At 67.1% G+C, this 17,670-nt stretch carries 12 protein-coding genes; 3 read left to right on the forward strand and 9 right to left on the reverse strand.

The genetic code is table 11. From position 1 onward, the window contains the following. Positions 1-89: 89 nt before the first annotated feature. Positions 90-2,021: an ABC-F family ATP-binding cassette domain-containing protein gene (locus KEG38_RS01150; RefSeq protein WP_272417088.1), complete on the forward strand. Its 1,932-nt coding sequence runs from the start codon at positions 90-92 to the stop codon at positions 2,019-2,021. Positions 2,022-2,025: 4 nt separating this feature from the next. On the opposite strand, the gene KEG38_RS01155 is transcribed toward KEG38_RS01150, so the two are convergent. From KEG38_RS01155 to KEG38_RS01175, 5 genes are all read right to left on the reverse strand, one after another. Continuing rightward, positions 2,026-3,561, reverse strand: coding sequence for a hypothetical protein (locus tag KEG38_RS01155; protein WP_272417089.1), 1,536 nt, complete (start codon positions 3,559-3,561; stop codon positions 2,026-2,028). Between the two features lie 38 nt (positions 3,562-3,599). Then, positions 3,600-4,838 (reverse strand): phospholipase D-like domain-containing protein, encoded by a 1,239-nt coding sequence (locus tag KEG38_RS01160; protein ID WP_272417090.1) that lies wholly within the window; start codon positions 4,836-4,838, stop codon positions 3,600-3,602. A gap of 11 nt (positions 4,839-4,849) precedes the next feature. Beyond that, complete coding sequence (locus tag KEG38_RS01165) at positions 4,850-6,976, reverse strand: ATP-binding protein (RefSeq protein WP_272417091.1); 2,127 nt, start codon at positions 6,974-6,976, stop codon at positions 4,850-4,852. Then, on the reverse strand, positions 6,969-8,300 hold the full coding sequence (locus KEG38_RS01170) for a P-loop NTPase fold protein (RefSeq protein WP_272417092.1): 1,332 nt from the start codon (positions 8,298-8,300) through the stop codon (positions 6,969-6,971). The genes KEG38_RS01165 and KEG38_RS01170 overlap by 8 nt, the downstream gene beginning before the upstream one ends. A gap of 83 nt (positions 8,301-8,383) precedes the next feature. After that, on the reverse strand, positions 8,384-10,156 hold the full coding sequence (locus KEG38_RS01175; protein ID WP_272417093.1) for a vWA domain-containing protein: 1,773 nt from the start codon (positions 10,154-10,156) through the stop codon (positions 8,384-8,386). Between the two features lie 387 nt (positions 10,157-10,543). On the opposite strand from KEG38_RS01175, the gene KEG38_RS01180 reads away from it, so the two are divergent. After that, entirely contained in the window at positions 10,544-11,743 is a 1,200-nt protein-coding gene (locus KEG38_RS01180) for a hypothetical protein (RefSeq protein WP_272417094.1), read from the forward strand. 3 nt (positions 11,744-11,746) lie between these two features. On the opposite strand, the gene KEG38_RS01185 is transcribed toward KEG38_RS01180, so the two are convergent. The 4 genes from KEG38_RS01185 to KEG38_RS01200 form a co-directional block, all read right to left on the reverse strand. Further along, complete coding sequence (locus KEG38_RS01185; protein WP_272417095.1) at positions 11,747-12,412, reverse strand: hypothetical protein; 666 nt, start codon at positions 12,410-12,412, stop codon at positions 11,747-11,749. Between the two features lie 56 nt (positions 12,413-12,468). Next, positions 12,469-14,100 (reverse strand): TROVE domain-containing protein, encoded by a 1,632-nt coding sequence (locus tag KEG38_RS01190; protein ID WP_272417096.1) that lies wholly within the window; start codon positions 14,098-14,100, stop codon positions 12,469-12,471. A 298-nt stretch (positions 14,101-14,398) separates the two neighbouring features. Continuing rightward, positions 14,399-15,829, reverse strand: coding sequence for a sensor histidine kinase (locus tag KEG38_RS01195; RefSeq protein WP_272417097.1), 1,431 nt, complete (start codon positions 15,827-15,829; stop codon positions 14,399-14,401). Further along, entirely contained in the window at positions 15,826-16,497 is a 672-nt protein-coding gene (locus KEG38_RS01200) for a winged helix-turn-helix domain-containing protein (protein ID WP_272417098.1), read from the reverse strand. Before KEG38_RS01200 ends, KEG38_RS01195 begins: the two co-directional genes overlap by 4 nt. A gap of 128 nt (positions 16,498-16,625) precedes the next feature. Between KEG38_RS01200 and KEG38_RS01205 the strand changes: the two genes are divergently transcribed. After that, on the forward strand, positions 16,626-17,579 hold the full coding sequence (locus tag KEG38_RS01205) for a dioxygenase family protein (protein ID WP_272417099.1): 954 nt from the start codon (positions 16,626-16,628) through the stop codon (positions 17,577-17,579). Positions 17,580-17,670 lie beyond the last annotated feature (91 nt).

Raw genomic sequence — 17,670 nt, forward strand, 5'->3', positions numbered from 1 at the left:
CGTCGTCAACGCGCCGTTCGAGGCTCCATGACGGAAGGTCTGTCGTTCCTGTCGCACCAGAAGTTCGCCGCAGTGCTACGCTCGGTTCCGTGCCCGTCCTCGTTGCGCAGGAGTTAACGAAGTCCTTTGGTGAGAGACGCATCCTCGATGGCGTCTCGCTTTCCATCCACAGCGGAGAACACGTCGGGCTCGTCGGAGCCAATGGGAGCGGCAAGAGCACGCTCGCACGTATCCTCGCGGGCCTCGACAAGCCCGACACGGGCACGGTCGCGCAGCGGCGCGGCGCGGACGTCGCGTATCTCGCGCAGGAGCCCGCGCTCGACCCCGTGAAAACGGGCCGCGAACTCGTCGTTCAGGGCCTCGGCCCGTGGGCCGCGGCGAAGGCGCGATACGAGGCGATCTCGGCGCGCCTCGGCCATGGCGACGGGGATCAGGATGCCCTCCTCGCCGAGCAGGCGGAGGCGGCTGCGCAGATCGAGCGCCTCGGCGGCTGGGATCAGCTTCACAAGGTCGACGAGATCCTCGGCCATGTCGGCGTGACCCGCCCCGACGCGCCCACGGCCGAGCTCTCGGGCGGGGACAAACGCCGCGTCGCGCTCGCTTGCTTGCTCATCGCGCCGCCTTCGCTCCTCGTGCTCGACGAACCTTCGAACCACCTCGACACCGAGACGATCGACTGGCTCGAGGGCTGGCTCGTCGAGGAGTACAAGGGCGCGCTGCTCATCGTGACGCACGATCGGTATTTGCTCGACCGCGTCGTCGATCGGACGATCGAGCTCCACCGCGGCAAGGTGTATTCGTACGAGGGCGGCTACGAGGACTACCTCGAAGCGAAGGCGGAGCGGCTCGCGCTCGAGGCGCGCACCGAGCAAAACCGGCAGAATTTGCTCCGGACCGAGCTCGAATGGCTGCGGCGCCAGCCGAAGGCGCGCACGACGAAGCAGAAGGCGCGGATCCAGCGGGCCGAGGCCGCGAAGGCGGCCGTCCCCGCGCGTGCCGAGCAGACCACGAAGCTCGTCGCGGAGTCGAGTTTTACGGGGAAAACCGTCCTCGAATTGCGCAAGCTCACGCTCGACATGGGGGGCCGCACGCTCGTCAAGGATCTCGATTTCGTGCTCGCGGCCGGCGAGCGTGTGGGGATCGTGGGGCGGAATGGCACGGGAAAAACCACGCTGCTCCGGGCGGTCCTGGGCGACGTCGCGCCGGCGCGCGGCGAGGTGGTGGTCGGGAAAAACACCCGCGTGGGGTATTTCGATCAGCACCGGAGCGGGCTCGACGAAGACAAATCGATCTACGACAACGTCGCGGCGGCGGGGAACAAGATCGAGCTCGGCGGCCAGCCGATCGAGGTCCGCTCGTTCCTCGAACGGTTTCTCTTCGATGGACATGCGCAGCGACAACCCGTGAAATCCCTCTCCGGCGGCGAGCGGGCGCGCGTCGTGCTGGCGAAGATGTTATCGCAGAGCCATAGCCTGCTGATTCTCGACGAGCCCACGAACGACCTCGATCTACCCACGCTTTCGGCGCTGGAGGAGATGCTCACCGAATACGGCGGCAGCGCGCTCGTCGTGACGCACGACCGGTGGTTCCTCGATCGCGTGGCGACCTCGCTCCTCGTGTTCGAGGGCGACGGCCGCGTCGTGCGGTATGCCGGCGGGCACCAGGATTATCTGGTGCAAAAGGCAGCCGCGGAGGCGGCGAAGGAGGAGGCGGCCAAAGCTGCGGCGGCGGCTGCGAAGGTGACCAGCAAGGACAAACCCGCTGCCGCGAAGCCGACCGCGCCGAAATCGAAGGGGCTCACCTGGGCCGAGCAGCGCGAACTCGAAGGGATCATGGGCCGGATCGAGGAGGCGGAGGGCGAGGTCGCGACGCTCGAACAGGAGCTCGCGGATCCGACGCTGTATTCGTCACGCGGCGCGGAGGTCCCGGTGCTCGGAAAGCGCCTCGACGAGGCGAAGGCCCGCGCCGCGACGTTGCTTGCGCGGTGGGAAGAGCTCGAACAGAAGCAAGCCGGCGCTTAGCCGCTCACTCCTTCACGATATCGCACGTGAGCTCCTCGGAGACGAGCTCGGTGCCGCCCGTGCCCTCGCGCAGCGAGACCACGAGGATCTTCCCGTCGGGAAGCGGCAAGAGGCGCACCTCCGAGGCCAGGGCTTTGTCGTCGAGCACCGAGAAGCGCTTGCCGATCGCCTGGAACTTCTCGTCGATCGGCACGAGCTCGAGGTCGCCGCTGCCGCGCTTGCCCTCGATGAACGCGAGCCAGCGCCGCCCCTGCGTGTCGCGCAGGAAGGTCGGATCCGTCTCGGAATGGTCGTGGTGGTCGGCCTCGTCGTCGTGCCCGTGCGCGTGGTCGTGCCCCGCGTCGCCCATGTGCGTGTCGATTGCGACGAGCTTCTTCGGTAGCTCCTGGCTCTTCGGCACCCGCAGCGCCCGCAGCGCGAAATGGCCCTTCTCCTTGGCCACGGACGTCACGATCACGACATCCTCGCCGTCCTCCGCGGCGTACGGGATCGTCGGGAAGCCCGGGTAGCTCACGAGCTTGCTCTTCAGGCGCTTGTTTTTGCCGAGGATCCCCACGCGAAGCGTCGAGCTGAATCGCGTCGCGAGCAGGAGCGAGCCGTCGTCGAACGCGCGCGAGATCGGCACCTCGAACGAGGCGAGCGCGGGCGGATCCCCCTTGAGCACGATCTCGTGCAGGTGGACCTCGTTCTCCTTGTTCCCCGTATCCACCATCAGCGTGCTCTTCCATTCGAGCGCGCCTTCGGCCTTCTCGTCCGCTTCGAGCTCGGAGCCTACGATCCACGCCCTGCCGCCGCCGTCCGAGAACGTGCGGCAATCGCGCAGCTCGTGATAACCCTTCTCGTCCTCGGCCTCGTCGACCTTGGCCTTCGCGTCATCCTCGGCGTGGCCCCGATCGTAATCGTGGCCCTTGAGCAGCTTCGCTCGCTCCTCGCCCGTGGGTTTTTCCGGACGATCGAGCCAGGGCGTGCCGTCGAAATGGTTCCAGGCGTCGCTCGTGTCGGCCGGGCCGCAGGCGACGCGGCGTCGCTTGTCCTTGTATTCGTCGTGGTAATCGACGAACGCGTAGACCTTGTCGCCATCGACCTTCGACGGCGTCACGCGCATGACCTTGCGCGTCCCTTCCTCGGCCTTCGGCGGCTTCGCGAGGGGCGAGCTTTTGCCCACGGCGACCTTCACGAGCCGGCCCTCGCCCGACTTCTCGACGACGAGCACGTGCGGGTCGTAGCCCATCGCCAGGCCCACGCCGTGCCGGCCTTCGCCGAGGTCCACGACCGAAAGGCCCGTCAGCTTGTTTGCGCCCGCGCCCCACACCTTCTTTTCGCCCACCTTGCACGCGGGCGGCCCCTCCGGGGGCTTGATCGGCGCGGCCGTGGTGGTCGCGGCGGCGACGGCGGGTGTGGTGGATCCAGCCGGGGATGCCCCCGAGGCCGCGACAGCGGCCGAGGGCATGGGCGAGGGCGTGATGTCGCTCGACCCGCGGTCACACGCGGCGACGAGGACGAGGGGAAGGAGCGGGGCTACGCGGCGGAAGTCGTGCACGCGCAGATGAGAAAACGAAATGCGCCCGCCCGTCAATCTCATTCGATGCGCGGCGGCTCGTACTTCCGATCGGGATCGAGCGCCTCGGTGTACGTGCTGCCGAACCCGTCCTCGAAGATGCGCCCGAGCCGTTCGGCGATCGTCTTGCCGTCGATGAACAGCCCGACGTTCCGGCTCACCGTGAAATAGTCGCCCTCCCAGTTGCTCGTGCCGATCCAGGCGCGCTTGCCGTCGACGACCATGTATTTCGCGTGGGCCACGCGCGCGAACGGGATGAAGCCGGACGAGCTCTGCGGGATCACGATGAACTTGATGGAGATCCCGGACGCGCGCGCGAGCTCCCGCAGCCCTTCGAGCGACGCCTCGCGCTTGCTCCAATCCGCGACGAGCAAACGCACGCGCACGCCGCGCTTCGCCGCTCTTCGGAGCGCGTCGTCGAGGTCCGTCCACGGCGTGCCGTTTCGCATCTTCGTGCGGTACGTGAGGACCTGCAGGTCGAGCGTGCGTTCGGCGCCATCGATCCGCGCGAGCAGCTCGGGCAGCTCCCACGGCACGCCCGCGGGCAGGAGATCCTTGGGGCTCGCCGTGGGCAGGATTCGCGCCTCTTCGCCGCCGAGCATGACCCTCGCGGGGAGCTGAAGCGGCGTCGTTTTCGGCGGCTCGGCATTCGGCTCTCCGCCGGACGCCGCCCAATCTTGCTCGAAGACCCGCGCGAACGCCGCGACGACCTCGGGCACGCGCACCCGCGCCCCGATTTCCTGGATGTGCTCGAGGGAGCGGTAATCCATGTTCTGGCTGCCGACGTACGCGTCCGAATCGTCGACGACCATGTATTTCGCGTGCTGCACGCCGTCGCGCGCCCGAAGATCCATCTTGCGGACGATCACCTTGTGCGAGGCAAGCCGATCGACGGATTCGGGGTATCGCTGGTAAAACTTCATGTCGACGAGGAGCCGCACGCGCACCCCACGCGAGGCGGCCTCTTCGATCGCCGCGAGCACCGGCTCGAGTTTTCCGCCGGGCGCATTGCTGATGTAAAAATGCTCGATGTCGATCGACCGTTTCGCGCCCTGGATCATTGCGAGCCAAACGTCGGCGGCGTTCGGCACGTCGGGATGATCGAGCGTGGTCTCGGTCGGCGGGGTCTCGACGAGCTCGATCGGCGGCGCCGCGGCGATCGGCTGCGCGGGTGGGGGCGCGGGCGCAGGGGTTTGCGGGGCCGGTTCGTGGGGACAACCGGTGAGGGCGAGGAGCGAAAGAGCGAGGAGCACGCGCATGGAAAGAGGGTTCAGCCGAGAGCGGCGATCTTTTCGTTCAGCAGAGGAATTCGTAGCCCGAGGCCATACCGTTCGAGGCGAGCACGGGCCGTGAGGTATCGGGTTCTTGCCTCGTCCTTGTGTCCTCGTGCGACGAGGACGTCGCCCATGATCTCGAGGCAGCGTGACTCCTCGGTAGGCATGGGCATGGCAACGAAGAGACGATGCGCCTCGTCGGCGAGGGCGAAGGGATCGGGGGTGGTCGCCGTCGGGGGAAGGCGGCTCGCGAGGTCGCGCAAAGTTTCGGCCGTGGTGCGCTTCGATTCGGTGGCCGCGAGGGCTTCGCGGAACGTCGCGATGTGGGGTTCGAGATCCGGCGCGGGGACGTTCATCAGGACGAGCGCGAGGATGCGGTTGGCGAGGAGGAGGGCACGTTCTTCAAGGAAGCCGGTTTCGAGGGCGAGGGGTTCAACCTCTTTGATGAGCGTTAGGGCCTCTTCGAGGTCGCTGCCGTGCATCATGTGATCCGTGAGGACGCGGGCCGTGTGAGGCACCAGATCGGGGTACGTGGTGCGGGCCTGGCTGAAAGCATCCCGTGCATGAACAATGCACGCTTCCTGTGTCTCGTCTGCGTAGTCGTCCAGGTGGGTCATGAGGACGAGCAGTTGAATAGGGAACCACGCCGGACCATCGCCATCGGATGTGATTGTCTGGAGGATCTCCCGCGCAAGGTCGAGTTCGGTGAGAATTCGTTTGAGGAGATCGGTCCTCAAAAGCGTTGAATCCGCAAGGCGTGCCGTCGCGAGGACAAGGGCCTCGTAATGCATCAAAATCCACTGATCTTGATGCTTTGCCTCTGCGGCCCGCAGAGCTTTTATGCAGATTGGAAGAGCCGCGCGGAGACCGGCGCGCTCGAGGGCCGTAGAGGTCCGCAAGTGATGTAACTGTTTGGAGTATGCATCGGGGGATGTCTTGCTGCTGCCCTCGAGCAGCCGTTCTGCGGCCTCGCATTCACCTCGCAGCAGCAAACAATTGGCAATATTTTCTGTCATCGAGTCGAGGTCAACCGATTGTTCGGCTGCGAGAGTGGCCCATTGACGAAAGCACGACTCAGCCTCCAAGATGCTGCCTTCGAGGAGATGTCGCTGGCCCTCCAGCTCTAGCACGGTCATCGAGTCGGCCGTATCCTCCACGCGAATAAGGCTCGACATGCGACGAGCACGACGACTGTCGCCCTGAACAATCGCGAGCAGTGTGGCTGCAGAGTATGCCTCTTTAGCATCACTTGGCCCCAGCCCGTACCGATTGACGAGCCCAAGGGCCTCGTCCACGGCCCTCCGATCGTAGCCGTGAAACGGCCCTGGGCATCGCGGCATTATCTGAACGCGAACAGCCAGCTCATGGGTGAACGATTCTAGAGAAAGCTCGGCCATCGCGCGCCGATGCCAATACTGTTCCTGCGTCTTCTTGCCAGCAGACGCTTGAATGCTTGCTAATGTCGCGCAAAGCCAAACGCGTAGCTCGCGATCGATGTCGTTGGCGATTGCAGGAAGTGCAAGCAGCCCTGCCCGCGCTGCCTGTTCGGCCTGCTCCAGTCGGCCCGCAGCGTGCAGCGCCTGCGCGAGCTCGAGTCCGGCTGACGCCTTGTCGGCAGGCATTCGTGCCCGTCTCAGCCGCTTCCTCGCGACGAGGACGGCTTGGGTTTCTTCCGACGCCGAGACGGGAAGCGGACCCCCATCCCCCTGCACCAGCACCATCGTCGTCCGGAACGAATACGCGTCCGGCGCACGCTCCCGCAATCGTCGGAGCGCCTCCACGTCTTTGACCCACAGGACCACCGGACCGCCGGCGAGCAGCTTTTCCCGGTGCAAATTCAGCGTATCGAGCGCCCCAACCCCATCGCGCTCGACCGTCAGCGATAAAACCCTGTCCTTCCGCCCTGCTTGCTCCTCGAGCGCCGCGAGAATCTCGTCCGGCGTCCCCACCTCGATCGGATCCGGCAGCGAGAGCCCCGCTACCCGTCCGCGCAGGCGCGAGAGCGCCGCGTTCCTTGCCTCCGTGGGACAGACGGCGATGACGAACGCCGTACCATCTCCCAACGCGATCGACGCCCGATCGAGCTGCTCCTCGTCCGCGTGCAGCAGGTGCGCGTCAGCCACTTTCCGCCTGCTGGTGCCTCTTCACGTGCTCTTCGAGCACGTGCCAGAGCACCGGGTTCGCCTCGAACCACACGGTGCCATTGAACGCCTCGATCACCCGGGAAAGCGCCAGATAACGCCGATCCGCCGCCGAGCGTAGGCTGTTCGTCCGGTGCACGTGGACGAGCGCATCGTAGTCGGGCGCGTACATCCCGACCGATTCCTTGCGGCGCTCTTCCTCGACGGCATACCGCATCACAGTGCCGTCGAGGGCCGGCAAACCATTGTACGTCGCCAGCAGCACGCCCTCGCGCAGGAGCCGGAAGAAATCGCGAAGGACGCCGCCCGAGTAGATCGCCGCGAGCCGGATCGCCGCGCGGTCGATCAGCGGACGCGCGACCCGCTGGTCCACGAGGGCATGGAAGAATCCGATCCGTTCGTCGTCGAACGCATCCTCGGGGTTCCACGTGTCGACGGCCTTTTTGAGCACGCGAACAGGAAAGAGATCCTCGGCGTTGTTCCGAATCTCGGCGCGCACGTCGGCGCTGAAGCGCACGGCTGTCGGGACCGTATAGAGCACGCGCAGGGGCGGAGCCATCAGTGCCGCCAGGTTCGTGTCGAAGACGTCCGTGTGCTGTTCGGTGCTGCGAAGTTTGTCGAGATCGTCAACCACGACGAGCAGATCGTTCGGCCCGTCCTCCTTGGTGAGCGCCTCCTCGATGTCATCGACGAGGTTCGCGATGAGGTCCTGAAGGAAGCTCTGGTTCGTCTCACCGAATTCGCGGAACTGCTGGCGCAATTTCGCGCTGAGCTTCAGGTCTTGCTTCACCTTGATAAAGATCGCGTTGATCTCGAGCCCGACGGTCCCCTCGTTCATCTGGATCCCGACGGGGGCGAAGACGCGCTCGTTCAGCGTCGCCAGCTTCTTCTTCAAGCCGTCCGTGTTCTTGGCCAGTTTGTCCGCGTGCGCGTGAAATAGCTCCGCTGCGATCCGGAAGAGCACTTGCGAAGAATCGAGCGTCGCCCATTCCTGCTCCTCGAAGCGCAGTGGAACCACGGCAAACCGCTCCGTGATCTCGCGCTTGACCATGAGCAGGTTCAGCTCGGTGCTCTTGCCGCTGCCGATGTGGCCGGAGAGGAACAGCTTCGTGTCGCGCGTGCCCGTGAGGAGCCGCTTCTCGAGCCGGGTGATCGGGCCGGGGAGCTTGAAGGAGCCGGCCTGTTGCTCGGGGAACGGAACGTGGAACTCCGGATCGCTCGCCCTCTCGTGGACCTTCCCCGAGAAATCGAGCGGCCTCGGATCCAGGACCTTCCGTGCGTCCTCCAGCGTCGTTGCCCGCGGCATGCGCGCACCCTACCGCAACGCCCCCGCGCGGGCAACCATGCGGCCGGGACCGCCCCCGACGGCCCCGGTCCGCCTCTCGCCACTCAGCGCGCCACGGCCGGCCCCTGATTGCCCGTCGCGAGCTTCTCCGCGCGGTGCACGAGGCTCACGAACTCCTGCTGATCGGATTGCGTCGTCGCGGCCTGATCGGCGAGCCGCGCGATGTCCTTCATCGACCAATCACGTGCGTGCGGGCTCTGCCGCAGCACCTCGGCGAACGCCGCGACCGTCGCGGCGAACCGGAAATCGCGCCCCGCCGCGTCGAACGAGGCCGCGATCGCCCCGGGATCCATCTTGAACTCGCTCTCCGTCGCCGTATCCCCGGCGAGCGCCGGCTTGTGGCGGAGGCGCAGCACGATCGGCGAGGCCTTCGTGTCCTTGAGGACCACGTCGTAGATCGCCGTCACCGCGTGGCCGTTGCCGATCTCGCCCGCGTCGACCTTGTCATTGCGGAAATCCTTGTCCGCGATGTCCCGGTTTTCGTAGCCGATGAGCCGGTACTCCTTCACCACCTTCGGGTCGAACTCCACCTGGATCTTCACGTCGCGCGCGATGACCTCGAGCATGCCGGAGAGCTGGTCCTGGAACACGCGCTTCGCCTGTACCTCGCTGTCGATGTACGCGTAATTTCCGTCGCCCTTGTCGGCGAGGCGCTCCATCATCGTGTCCTTGTAATTGCCGGTGCCGAAGCCCACCGTGCTCAGCGTGATGCCCTTCTCCTTGTAGCGGCCGATCATGTCGAGGATCTGCTCGTGCGACGTCGCGCCCACGTTCGCGTCGCCGTCCGAGAGCACGATGACGCGATTGACGTGACCCTTCACGAGCGTCCGCTCGGCGAGCTTGTACGCGAGCTCGATCCCGCTCGCCATCGCGGTCGACCCCGCGGCCGAGAGGTCGTCGATCGCGCGGAAGATCTTGTCCTTTTCCTCGATCCCGGTCGGCGCGAGCACCTCGCGCACGTTGCCCGCGTACGTGCAGAGCGCCACGGTATCGCCCTTCTTCAGTGAATTCGTGAGCAGCTTCAGGCTTCGCTTGGCGAGCGGGATCTTGTCGGCCGATTCCATCGAGCCGCTCGTGTCGACGAGATACACGAGGTGCACGGGCTTGCGCGCGCTCTCCGGCACGCGCTTGCCTTGTACGGCGACGCGCACGAGGTGATGGCCCTTCGTGAACGGCGACGGCGCGGCGGCGAAGTGCACGGCGAACGGACCGCTCTTCGGGCTCTCGTAGTTGTAATCGAAGTAATTTAAAAACTCCTCGGCGCGGACGGAGGCGAACGGCGGCAGCGTGCCCTCCATGATTTTTCGGCGCGCGATCGAATACGCTGCCGTGTCGACGTCGATGGCGAACGTCGAGAGCCGATCCTTCGCCGGGTCGACGACCGGGTTCACGCCGTAATCCTTGTAATCCTCGGTGCCCTTCGGCTCGGGCGGCGCGACGGCGATCGGGGCGGGCTGCTGCGGCGACGGCTTTGGCGTGGCGACGGCGACCTTGCGCTCGACCTCGGCCTTCTTCATGGGCGCCGTGGGCACGATCGGAGGCGGGGGCGGGGCCATCATGGTGGGCGAGGGGTTCACCACGGGCTGCTGCGCCATCGGCGCGGCCGCGCCGGCGGCCACGGGCGCGGCCTCGTCCGCGGCCGGCGCTGCTTCGGCAGCCGTGTATTGCTGCGGGTAGGAGGAATCGCTGACCGCCGTCGCGGTGGTCCTCGGCTCGGCGGCGCCTCCCGACGAGGCGGAGCTGGCGCTGCAACCGGCGAGGGTCTGGGCGAGGGTGACGAGGGCGACGAGGGCGACGACGGGGCGGGAGCGCAACATGGCAGAAGTTCCTCCGAGTGGCGTTTCGCCCAAGGAACGGCGGCGTCCGGCGAACCTTACAGGCGCCTCGCATGATCGTGTGCGGAGGCGTCCGGGGCGCTGGGCCGGTGGATCCGGGTCGCTCGGGGGAGTGTGAACGAAACGACGGCGCCGCCCCTGCACAAGTCGAGCAGCCCTGGCGCAACCGGGGCCTCGAATGCCGGGGCGCGCCGACGATTCCACCTTGGCCTTCCCTTTGCAATGCGGCCGGACGAACCCTTTTGCGGAGCCAAACCCTTGCGATCTTCGCTTGCTTTTCTCTTCCTCGCGTCGTTCCTTCCCGCTTGCTCGGACCCCGGCCCCAGCGATTCCGGCACGGGAGGTGGTCCCGCCAAACCCGACGATTCCGTGGCGCTCGTCTGCGATCTCATGCGCGCCGCGTGCGAGCGGCAGGTCGCGTGCGGGCATCCTTTCGTCAACAACACGCCGGGCGACGTCGATGCTTGCCTCGAAGCGCAGCGCTGCGAATCGGTCGCCGACGTGCTCACCTCGCCCGACGTCGTGGTCGACCCCGACGCCGTCGAGAGCTGCGCCGCGGCGATCGAGGCCGCGAGCTGCGGAGCGCTCGCCGCGCAGGGCCTCGGCATCGACCCTTCGTGCGAGCATTACGTCGTCGGCACGCGCGCCGAGGGCGAGAGCTGCCGCGGCGGCACCGTCTCCGATTGCGCCACGGGCCTCTCCTGCGTGTTCGAGGGCAACACATGCCCGGGCACCTGCACGCGCGCGCCCGAGCGTTGCAGCGAGGGCTCCTGCGGCCCGAATGCGTTCTGCGCCTCGGACGGCGCGTGCAAGGACCGCGCGGCGCTCGGCGAGGCGTGCGACGAGACGCTCGTCGATTTCGAGAACCTGCACGACGACCCTTGCGTGGCCGGCGCCCATTGTCAGGATTCCGTCTGCGTGGCCGACTTCGACGCGGGCGCGTCGTGCGCCGGGGCAAACCTCCACGCGTGCGGCGAAGGCGCGGCCTGCCTCTGCGCGGACCCCGCGAATTGCACGAGCGACGCCGATTATGCTTGCCGCCCCGCGCGCGCCGAGGGCGAACCTTGCCACATGGCGCTCGATTGCGGCGAGGGCCTCTATTGCAACTTCGACGACGAGGGCCGCTGCTCGAAGCGCGGCGGGCTCGGCGCGGTGTGCGGCGATTCGTTCGGCGCCTGCCAGCATCCGCTCACGTGCGTCGACGGGACATGCGCGGGCGAGGCGCCGATCGTCTCCGAGCTCCCGCTGCTCGAAGAGGGTCAGAGCTGCGTCGAGAGCGGCGCCTGTCCGCTCGGTACGGCCTGCACCTGCGACAACGAGGGCTGCACCGAAAAGCGTTGCCTGCCGGCGCCAAGCCTCGGCGCGAGCTGCCAGGAGCAAATGCTCGCGAACGTCACCCCGTTCGCCTGCGCCGAGGGCCTCTGCGACATCCTCGCCGATTACACCTGCGTGCTGCCCGCGGCCGCGGGCGAGCCTTGCGCCGTCGACGGCTTGACCCTCGCCTGCGCCTCGCTCGTCTGCATTGGCGGCAAATGCGCCTCTGTGGAACAGACGCGCTGCGAGGAGTGACGCTCAATCGTCGTCATCCTCGTCCTCGTTCTCGTCGTCCGGCTCGGGCATCTCGATCTTGAAGGGGGGATCGAGCCGCTCACCGTTCTCGGGATCGTACGAACCGAACCGGATGCTCCCCTCACCGGCATACATGCGTTTCGGCGATTTCCTCCACTTGCTGTAATCGATGTTCGCGCGCTCGCCAGGGGCGAGGATCGGCGGTTCGAGCGCGGGCAGGCGCGGGGTGACGGCGCCCCAGTCGACCTCCATCGTCATCGCCTCGTAGGAGGTCCAATCATCATCATCATGGTCGTCCTCGCCGGGGATGTCCTCCTCGTCCTCTCCATCGTCGAGATAACGCTGCCGGCGCCTCTCGTACACGAGGGCTCGCGCGGCGGCCGTGTCCGAAAGCGGCACGGGAGGTCGGTCGCCGAGGCGAACCTGAATGAAGGAATGCAGGTCGAGGAAGTCCACCACCTTCCCACGCTGGACCGTCCAGATGCCGAGCGTCGCGCCGTACCAGATCGCGTGGTAAGCGCTCATTCCGCCGCCATTCTCGAGGAAGACGTCGAGGCACGCGCGGATGTGATCGAGACTGGAATAGGCGTGAAGCTCGGCCCAGCGAGAACCGCCGGGCCCGACGGAGAGCTCGAGGACGTAGGAGCTTCGATCTTGCGGAGGAGCCATGCGAAAGAGGAGAGCAGATCGAGGGGCGAGGCACAAGATGCGCCCCGCCCCCGCGATCACGCGGCCTTCCCGGAGGAGGCCTTCTCCATCTCCGCGGCGAAGCGGAGCAGGCCCTCGCCCCAGCCGCCGAGGATGTACGTACGGTCGTAGAATTCCGGCACGAGCGTGTCCTTGTAGCCCGCGATTTGCACCAGGAACACCTTCACGTTCGGGTTCACGCGCTTGCGATACGTCGACACGAGCTTCGCCACGTCGATGTATTGCCCGCCCGCGCCCCAGCCGTACTCGCGGTAATGCGCCTTGTTCGTACCGTACAGCCCGCCGTGGCCCGCCTGCATGTCGCTCATCACGAAGATCGAGTCCCAGTGCTCCTTCATCCGGATCGCCCGGTCGAGGAAGAGCCAGATACCATTCTCCGTCGACTGACCGATGTCCTTCGCGAGCGCCTCGGCGCGCTTCAATTGATCGAAGATCGACGCGCCCTTGCGGATCGCGAACGTCTCCAGCTTGTCACCGAACACGCCGAGGTGACCCTCGTCCGCGCGCATACCCGCGAGCACGCCTGTCAGGTTGCCGATCGTCGAGACCTTCATCGTGCCCATCGCACTCGTCGTCGTCCCCTGCGCCGAGCCGCTGTTGTCCGCGAGCACCATCACGCGACCGCGGAAATGGGGCAATTCACCGAGCGACGTGACGAGGCACTTCTCGATCGCGTCGAGCAGCGGCCCCGGCGCCTTGTCCTCCACGGCCTTGTAGGCCGAGAAGTACCGGAAAGGCAATTGCTTGCCATCCTTCGCGCCCGCGAGGAGCGACGGGATGATCTCGTCCGCCTTGATACCCGCCTCCAGCATGTTGCGGATATTGCGCAGCATCGCCATGTGGCCCATGACCGCCATGGCCTTCTTCCACGCCGTGCGGTTCGAGCCGCGCGCGCTCACGATCGCCTCCCACGTGCGGCCCGTGTTCTTCGCCTCGCCCTTCACGAGCTTATGGGCCGCCTCGCTCTTCGGGTGCACGAGGTTCACGACGTCCACGGTCTTCGCCGCGTGGTCCTCGAGCCGGTACTTCGCGAGCCCGTACGTATCGAAACGCGTGATCGCGTCACGCCACGCCTTCTTCAGCGCATTCGGGATCGGCTTGCCGTACCGGAACATCTGGTACGCGAGGCCGACCGCCGGCTCGTCCGCGCGCTTCACGATGCGCGGCGCATACTTGCGCACGAGGCCCGTGCCCTTCACGGCGCGGTGGTTCGCCGCGCGCACGAGGATGACCTGCGGCGTCGTGCGGATATGCTCCTCATTGCGCAATCGCGCCGCCTCCTCCAGCGTCGCCTCGGCGTCGTGCTCGAGCGCTTCGTCGATCGCGCTCTCGATGAGCTCCGCGGGCGACATCTTGCGCCACGCCTGCGGGTCGACCGCGTCGAGCGTCTCGCGCAGGTAATCGACCTCCTTGTTCGAGAGCCGGGACGAGCTCGCCGCCTTCACGGGACGCGCGTCCTTCTCGTCACGATGGTAATACATAGGCTCGCCGAAGAAGCACGTCGACGCCGCGAGGCGGAGGCGCAGGAGCGGCGACGAGAGGTCGTACGACACGCCGGCCATGAAATTCAGGTGTCCCGAGGCCGGGGGCGTCTGGGACGCCGCCTTCGCGCGAGCCTTCTCCTTCTTGATGAAGCTGAAAAACGCCATGACGAACCTACCGGTTCTCCGCTCGGCACGCGCCGCGCGGATCGAAAAAAACGCCCGAGGAGCCCGGGAGGACCATGGGCGGCGGGTTTGTTTCGTTGGAATCGAAGGAACCGCCGCCCTCACTGCCCGGGGCTCGGGGGAGCGGCCCTCGCGAGGAGGGTGCTCGGGGCGAGGGCATTGCAGCGGGCGTGCCAGCGCCTCGTGAGACCGAGAAAGACGGCGTTCGTGCGGGTTTCGTGGGAATGCGGCCGTCAGGGGAAGGAAGCGGAGCGCGGCGTGTAGACGGTTGGATAAATCATTATCCCACAGGAGCGTCGAGCTTTCCTTCGAGCTCGACCTCGAGGCCGCCATACTCGGACGGCCGGAGCGTCAGCCGGAAGCCGTGCAGCTCCGCGGCGCGGTGCGTGATGTGGAGTCCGAGCCCTTGTCCGTCCGGAGCGCGTGAACGCGCCTCATTGCCACGAAAGCCGCGCTCCGCGAGCCGCGACAGCTCGGCCTCCGGGATGCCGGGGCCGTCGTCGACCACGCGCAAACGGAATCCCTCCTTCGCAACGCGCTCCAGGATGACCGCGACGTGGCCGCCGGGGCGATTGTAACGAACGGCGTTGTAGGTGACGTTGCTGATCGCCTGTTCGAGAAGCGTCACGTCGGCCGAGACGGTGACGGGCTCTCCGGGCACGGCAGTCTCGACCGACACCCCGAGCTGCTTCGCAATGGGCTTGTGCCGGCCGACGACCCGCTTCACGAGCGCTTCGAGATCGACCTCGCACCGCTGGAGGTTTACGTCCGCCGCTTCGAGCCGCGCCGTGGCCGCGAGGTTGTGCACGAGCGACGCCATGTAATGCGCCTCGTCCATCGCCGAGACGAGCGCGTCGACGTCGACGGGTTTTCCCGCGGCCGCATCTTCGCGCAAGGTCGCGAGGTGACCCTGCAGCACCGTCAGCGGGATCATCACGTCGTGTGTCGTATTGGCCAGGAAATGGCGGAGCGCCTGCTCGCGCCGATCCTTCTCTTCGAGCTGGGATCGAATCTCGCGGCCCGCCGCATTGAAGGCCCGCCCGAGCACGCCGATCTCGTCGTCGCCCTCGATCAGGACGGCGTCCGCGTACGTGGCCGACGCCGAACGCTCCACGGCCTCGGTGAGCTTGCGAATGCGTCGGACCACCGGGCCCAGGGCGAGGAGCATGGCCGCGAAGACGGCGACCGTGGGCAAGAGCCAAATGTTCGATTCGGGCAGCACCGCGCCCCAGGTCGGATCGGTCGTCCCGCGGGCGAGCACGTATGCGCACGGGCCCGTGCCCCAGGGCATGCGCGCGAGGATCTCGACCGACGAGGTTGGCAAAACATACGCCACAATGGCGACGTCTTGCTCCCGGATGTCGCGCGCGAGCGCCTCGGGGATCGTAGGCGCGTCGGGGTTCGCCGAATGAAGCGATTCGTCGTAGGCATGTACGACCGCGGGCCGCGCGCCGCGGGGCCGCGGAGGTCCGGGCGGAGGACGATTGCCGCGTGGAGGCCCCGGAAGCCGGCTCGGCCGGAGTTCGCCGCCGAACGACGACGGGGCCGCCTCGCACGCCTCGCGCACCGTGGGCATTTGCCCGAGCACGAATTCCGTGAGGTTCTGCTCCGCGGCACGATGCTTCGCCGCGCCGTCGTACCAGAACAGCGCGAACGTCATCGGGACCATCACCAGAATGGTGGCGACCGCGAGTCGCGCGCGGAGCTTCATTCGTCGCGCCCGTCGCCCAGCCGATAGCCGATCCCCCACACCGTCTCGACGAACGCGCCACGCCCGAGTTTTTTGCGTAATCTCGAGACGTGCACGTCGAGCGTCCGCTCGGTCCCGTCGCGCTCCGGATCGAGCACGCGCTCGGCGAGCGAGCCGCGTGTCATGGCTTCGCCCGGCCGCTCGGCGAGCGCCGCGAGAAACTCGAATTCGAGTCGCGTGAGCTCCACGCGCTCCCCGCGCACGGAGACCTCGCGCCGCCCGCGATCGATCCGGAGCGCGCCAACCTCGACGACGTCCCCGCGCCCGAGCGTGGGCCTGCGCAGGCGCGCACGCACGCGCTCGACGAGTTCCTCGGGCCAGAAAGGTTTCGTCATGTAGTCGTCGGCGCCGAGCCTGAGCGCGCGGACCTTGTCGGCCGTGTCGTTGCGCGCGCTGAGCACGAGCACCGGAACCTCGGAGAGCACGCGCAGGTCCTTCAGGATGTCCATTCCGTACGTTCCGGGCAGCATCAGATCGAGCACGACGAGATCAACGTTGAGCAAGGTCTCTCGGGACAAACGCCGCCCCTCCTTCCACCAGGTCGGCTCGTAGCCGGCGTCGCGGAGTCGCTTGACGATCTGCGCGCCGAGCTCTTGATCATCCTCGATGACGAGCACCTTCTTTCCCATCGTCCCCTCTTGTGGATCGCTTTCGCCGACGGCGCGAGCCCCATCGTAGCCGAGGACGGAAGGCGTGTCCCGGCACGTAAGGAATTCGTAAGATTTCGGATCTACATACGAGTCCAGGAGGAACGCGCATGCCTCGCCACACGAAGAAGGACCGCTCCCAGGAAACCATCACGCGCCGAGCCGTTCTCCGCGGCATTGGCACGGCCCTTTGCGCCGCGCCGCTCGCGGCGTTCGCCGGCTGCGGAGGAACGAACGAAAACACAGGCTCCGGCGGCACGGGCGGGACGGGCGGTGCCGGCGGCGCCGGCGGATCCGGCGGCGCGGGCGGCAGCGGGGGCACGGGCGGCGCCGGGAATGGCGAATGGGCCACGGGCGGTACGGCCTCGATGTCCGGCGATTACGTGGATCCGTTCACCGACGACCCGGGCGCGGCGTGTGCGCTCGTCTGCGCGATGACGCTCGGGCCTTGTTATGCCGAGACGGTCGTCCGGAAAGACATCAGCGAGGGATCCGCCGGCCTGCCGATGCGGCTCGCGCTGCGCGTCGTCGACGAGTCGTGTAAGCCTGTCGAGGGCGCGGAGGTCGACGTCTGGCACACGTCCGCCACGGGCCTTTATTCGGGCGACGACTCCGTGGAGATGTGCACGGGCAACGACGCGGAGGCCCTCGCGGCCCGCTGGTTCCGCGGCGTGCAGACCACGGACGCGAACGGTCGGGTGGATTTCGATTCGTGCTTCCCGGGCTGGTATTCGAGCCGGACGATCCACATCCACTTCACGGTGCGCGTCGGCGGAAACGAATACGTCACGTCCCAGCTCTTCTTCCCGGACGAGCTCAGCGACGAGATCATCGCGACGCAGCCGATTTACAAGGACCGCGGCGCGCGCGACACGACGAACGAGAACGACACGGTGATCGCGGCCGACGCCGCCGCCGATTACACGCTCCAGGCGAAGAAGATGTCGGACGGCGCGCTGCTCGCGTGGAAGACGCTCGTGATTCGCTCCTCGCTCGCGGATACCTTGTGTCAGGCGCCGGGTGGAATGGGAGGCCCGGGCGGCGGCCCGCCTCCGGGGCCCTGAACCGGCTCGTGCTTGCGAGCGCCTGCACGCCATTGCAATCGCCCGGGCCGCCTCACGCGCGCCGACCTCCTTGACACCCGCCGAGGGTGGC

The organism is Polyangium jinanense (genome assembly GCF_028435265.1).
Taxonomy (GTDB): domain Bacteria; phylum Myxococcota_A; class Polyangia; order Polyangiales; family Polyangiaceae; genus Polyangium; species Polyangium jinanense.

Coding starts and splice junctions, on each gene's coding strand:
- KEG38_RS01160 (WP_272417090.1), bottom strand. CDS start 4,838: ATGCGCGTGCTCCTCGCTCTTTCGCTCCTCGCCCTCACCGGTTGTCCC.
- KEG38_RS01170 (WP_272417092.1), bottom strand. CDS start 8,300: ATGCCGCGGGCAACGACGCTGGAGGACGCACGGAAGGTCCTGGATCCG.
- KEG38_RS01175 (WP_272417093.1), bottom strand. CDS start 10,156: ATGTTGCGCTCCCGCCCCGTCGTCGCCCTCGTCGCCCTCGTCACCCTC.
- KEG38_RS01185 (WP_272417095.1), bottom strand. CDS start 12,412: ATGGCTCCTCCGCAAGATCGAAGCTCCTACGTCCTCGAGCTCTCCGTC.
- KEG38_RS01190 (WP_272417096.1), bottom strand. CDS start 14,100: ATGGCGTTTTTCAGCTTCATCAAGAAGGAGAAGGCTCGCGCGAAGGCG.
- KEG38_RS01195 (WP_272417097.1), bottom strand. CDS start 15,829: ATGAAGCTCCGCGCGCGACTCGCGGTCGCCACCATTCTGGTGATGGTC.
- KEG38_RS01200 (WP_272417098.1), bottom strand. CDS start 16,497: ATGGGAAAGAAGGTGCTCGTCATCGAGGATGATCAAGAGCTCGGCGCG.
- KEG38_RS01205 (WP_272417099.1), top strand. CDS start 16,626: ATGCCTCGCCACACGAAGAAGGACCGCTCCCAGGAAACCATCACGCGC.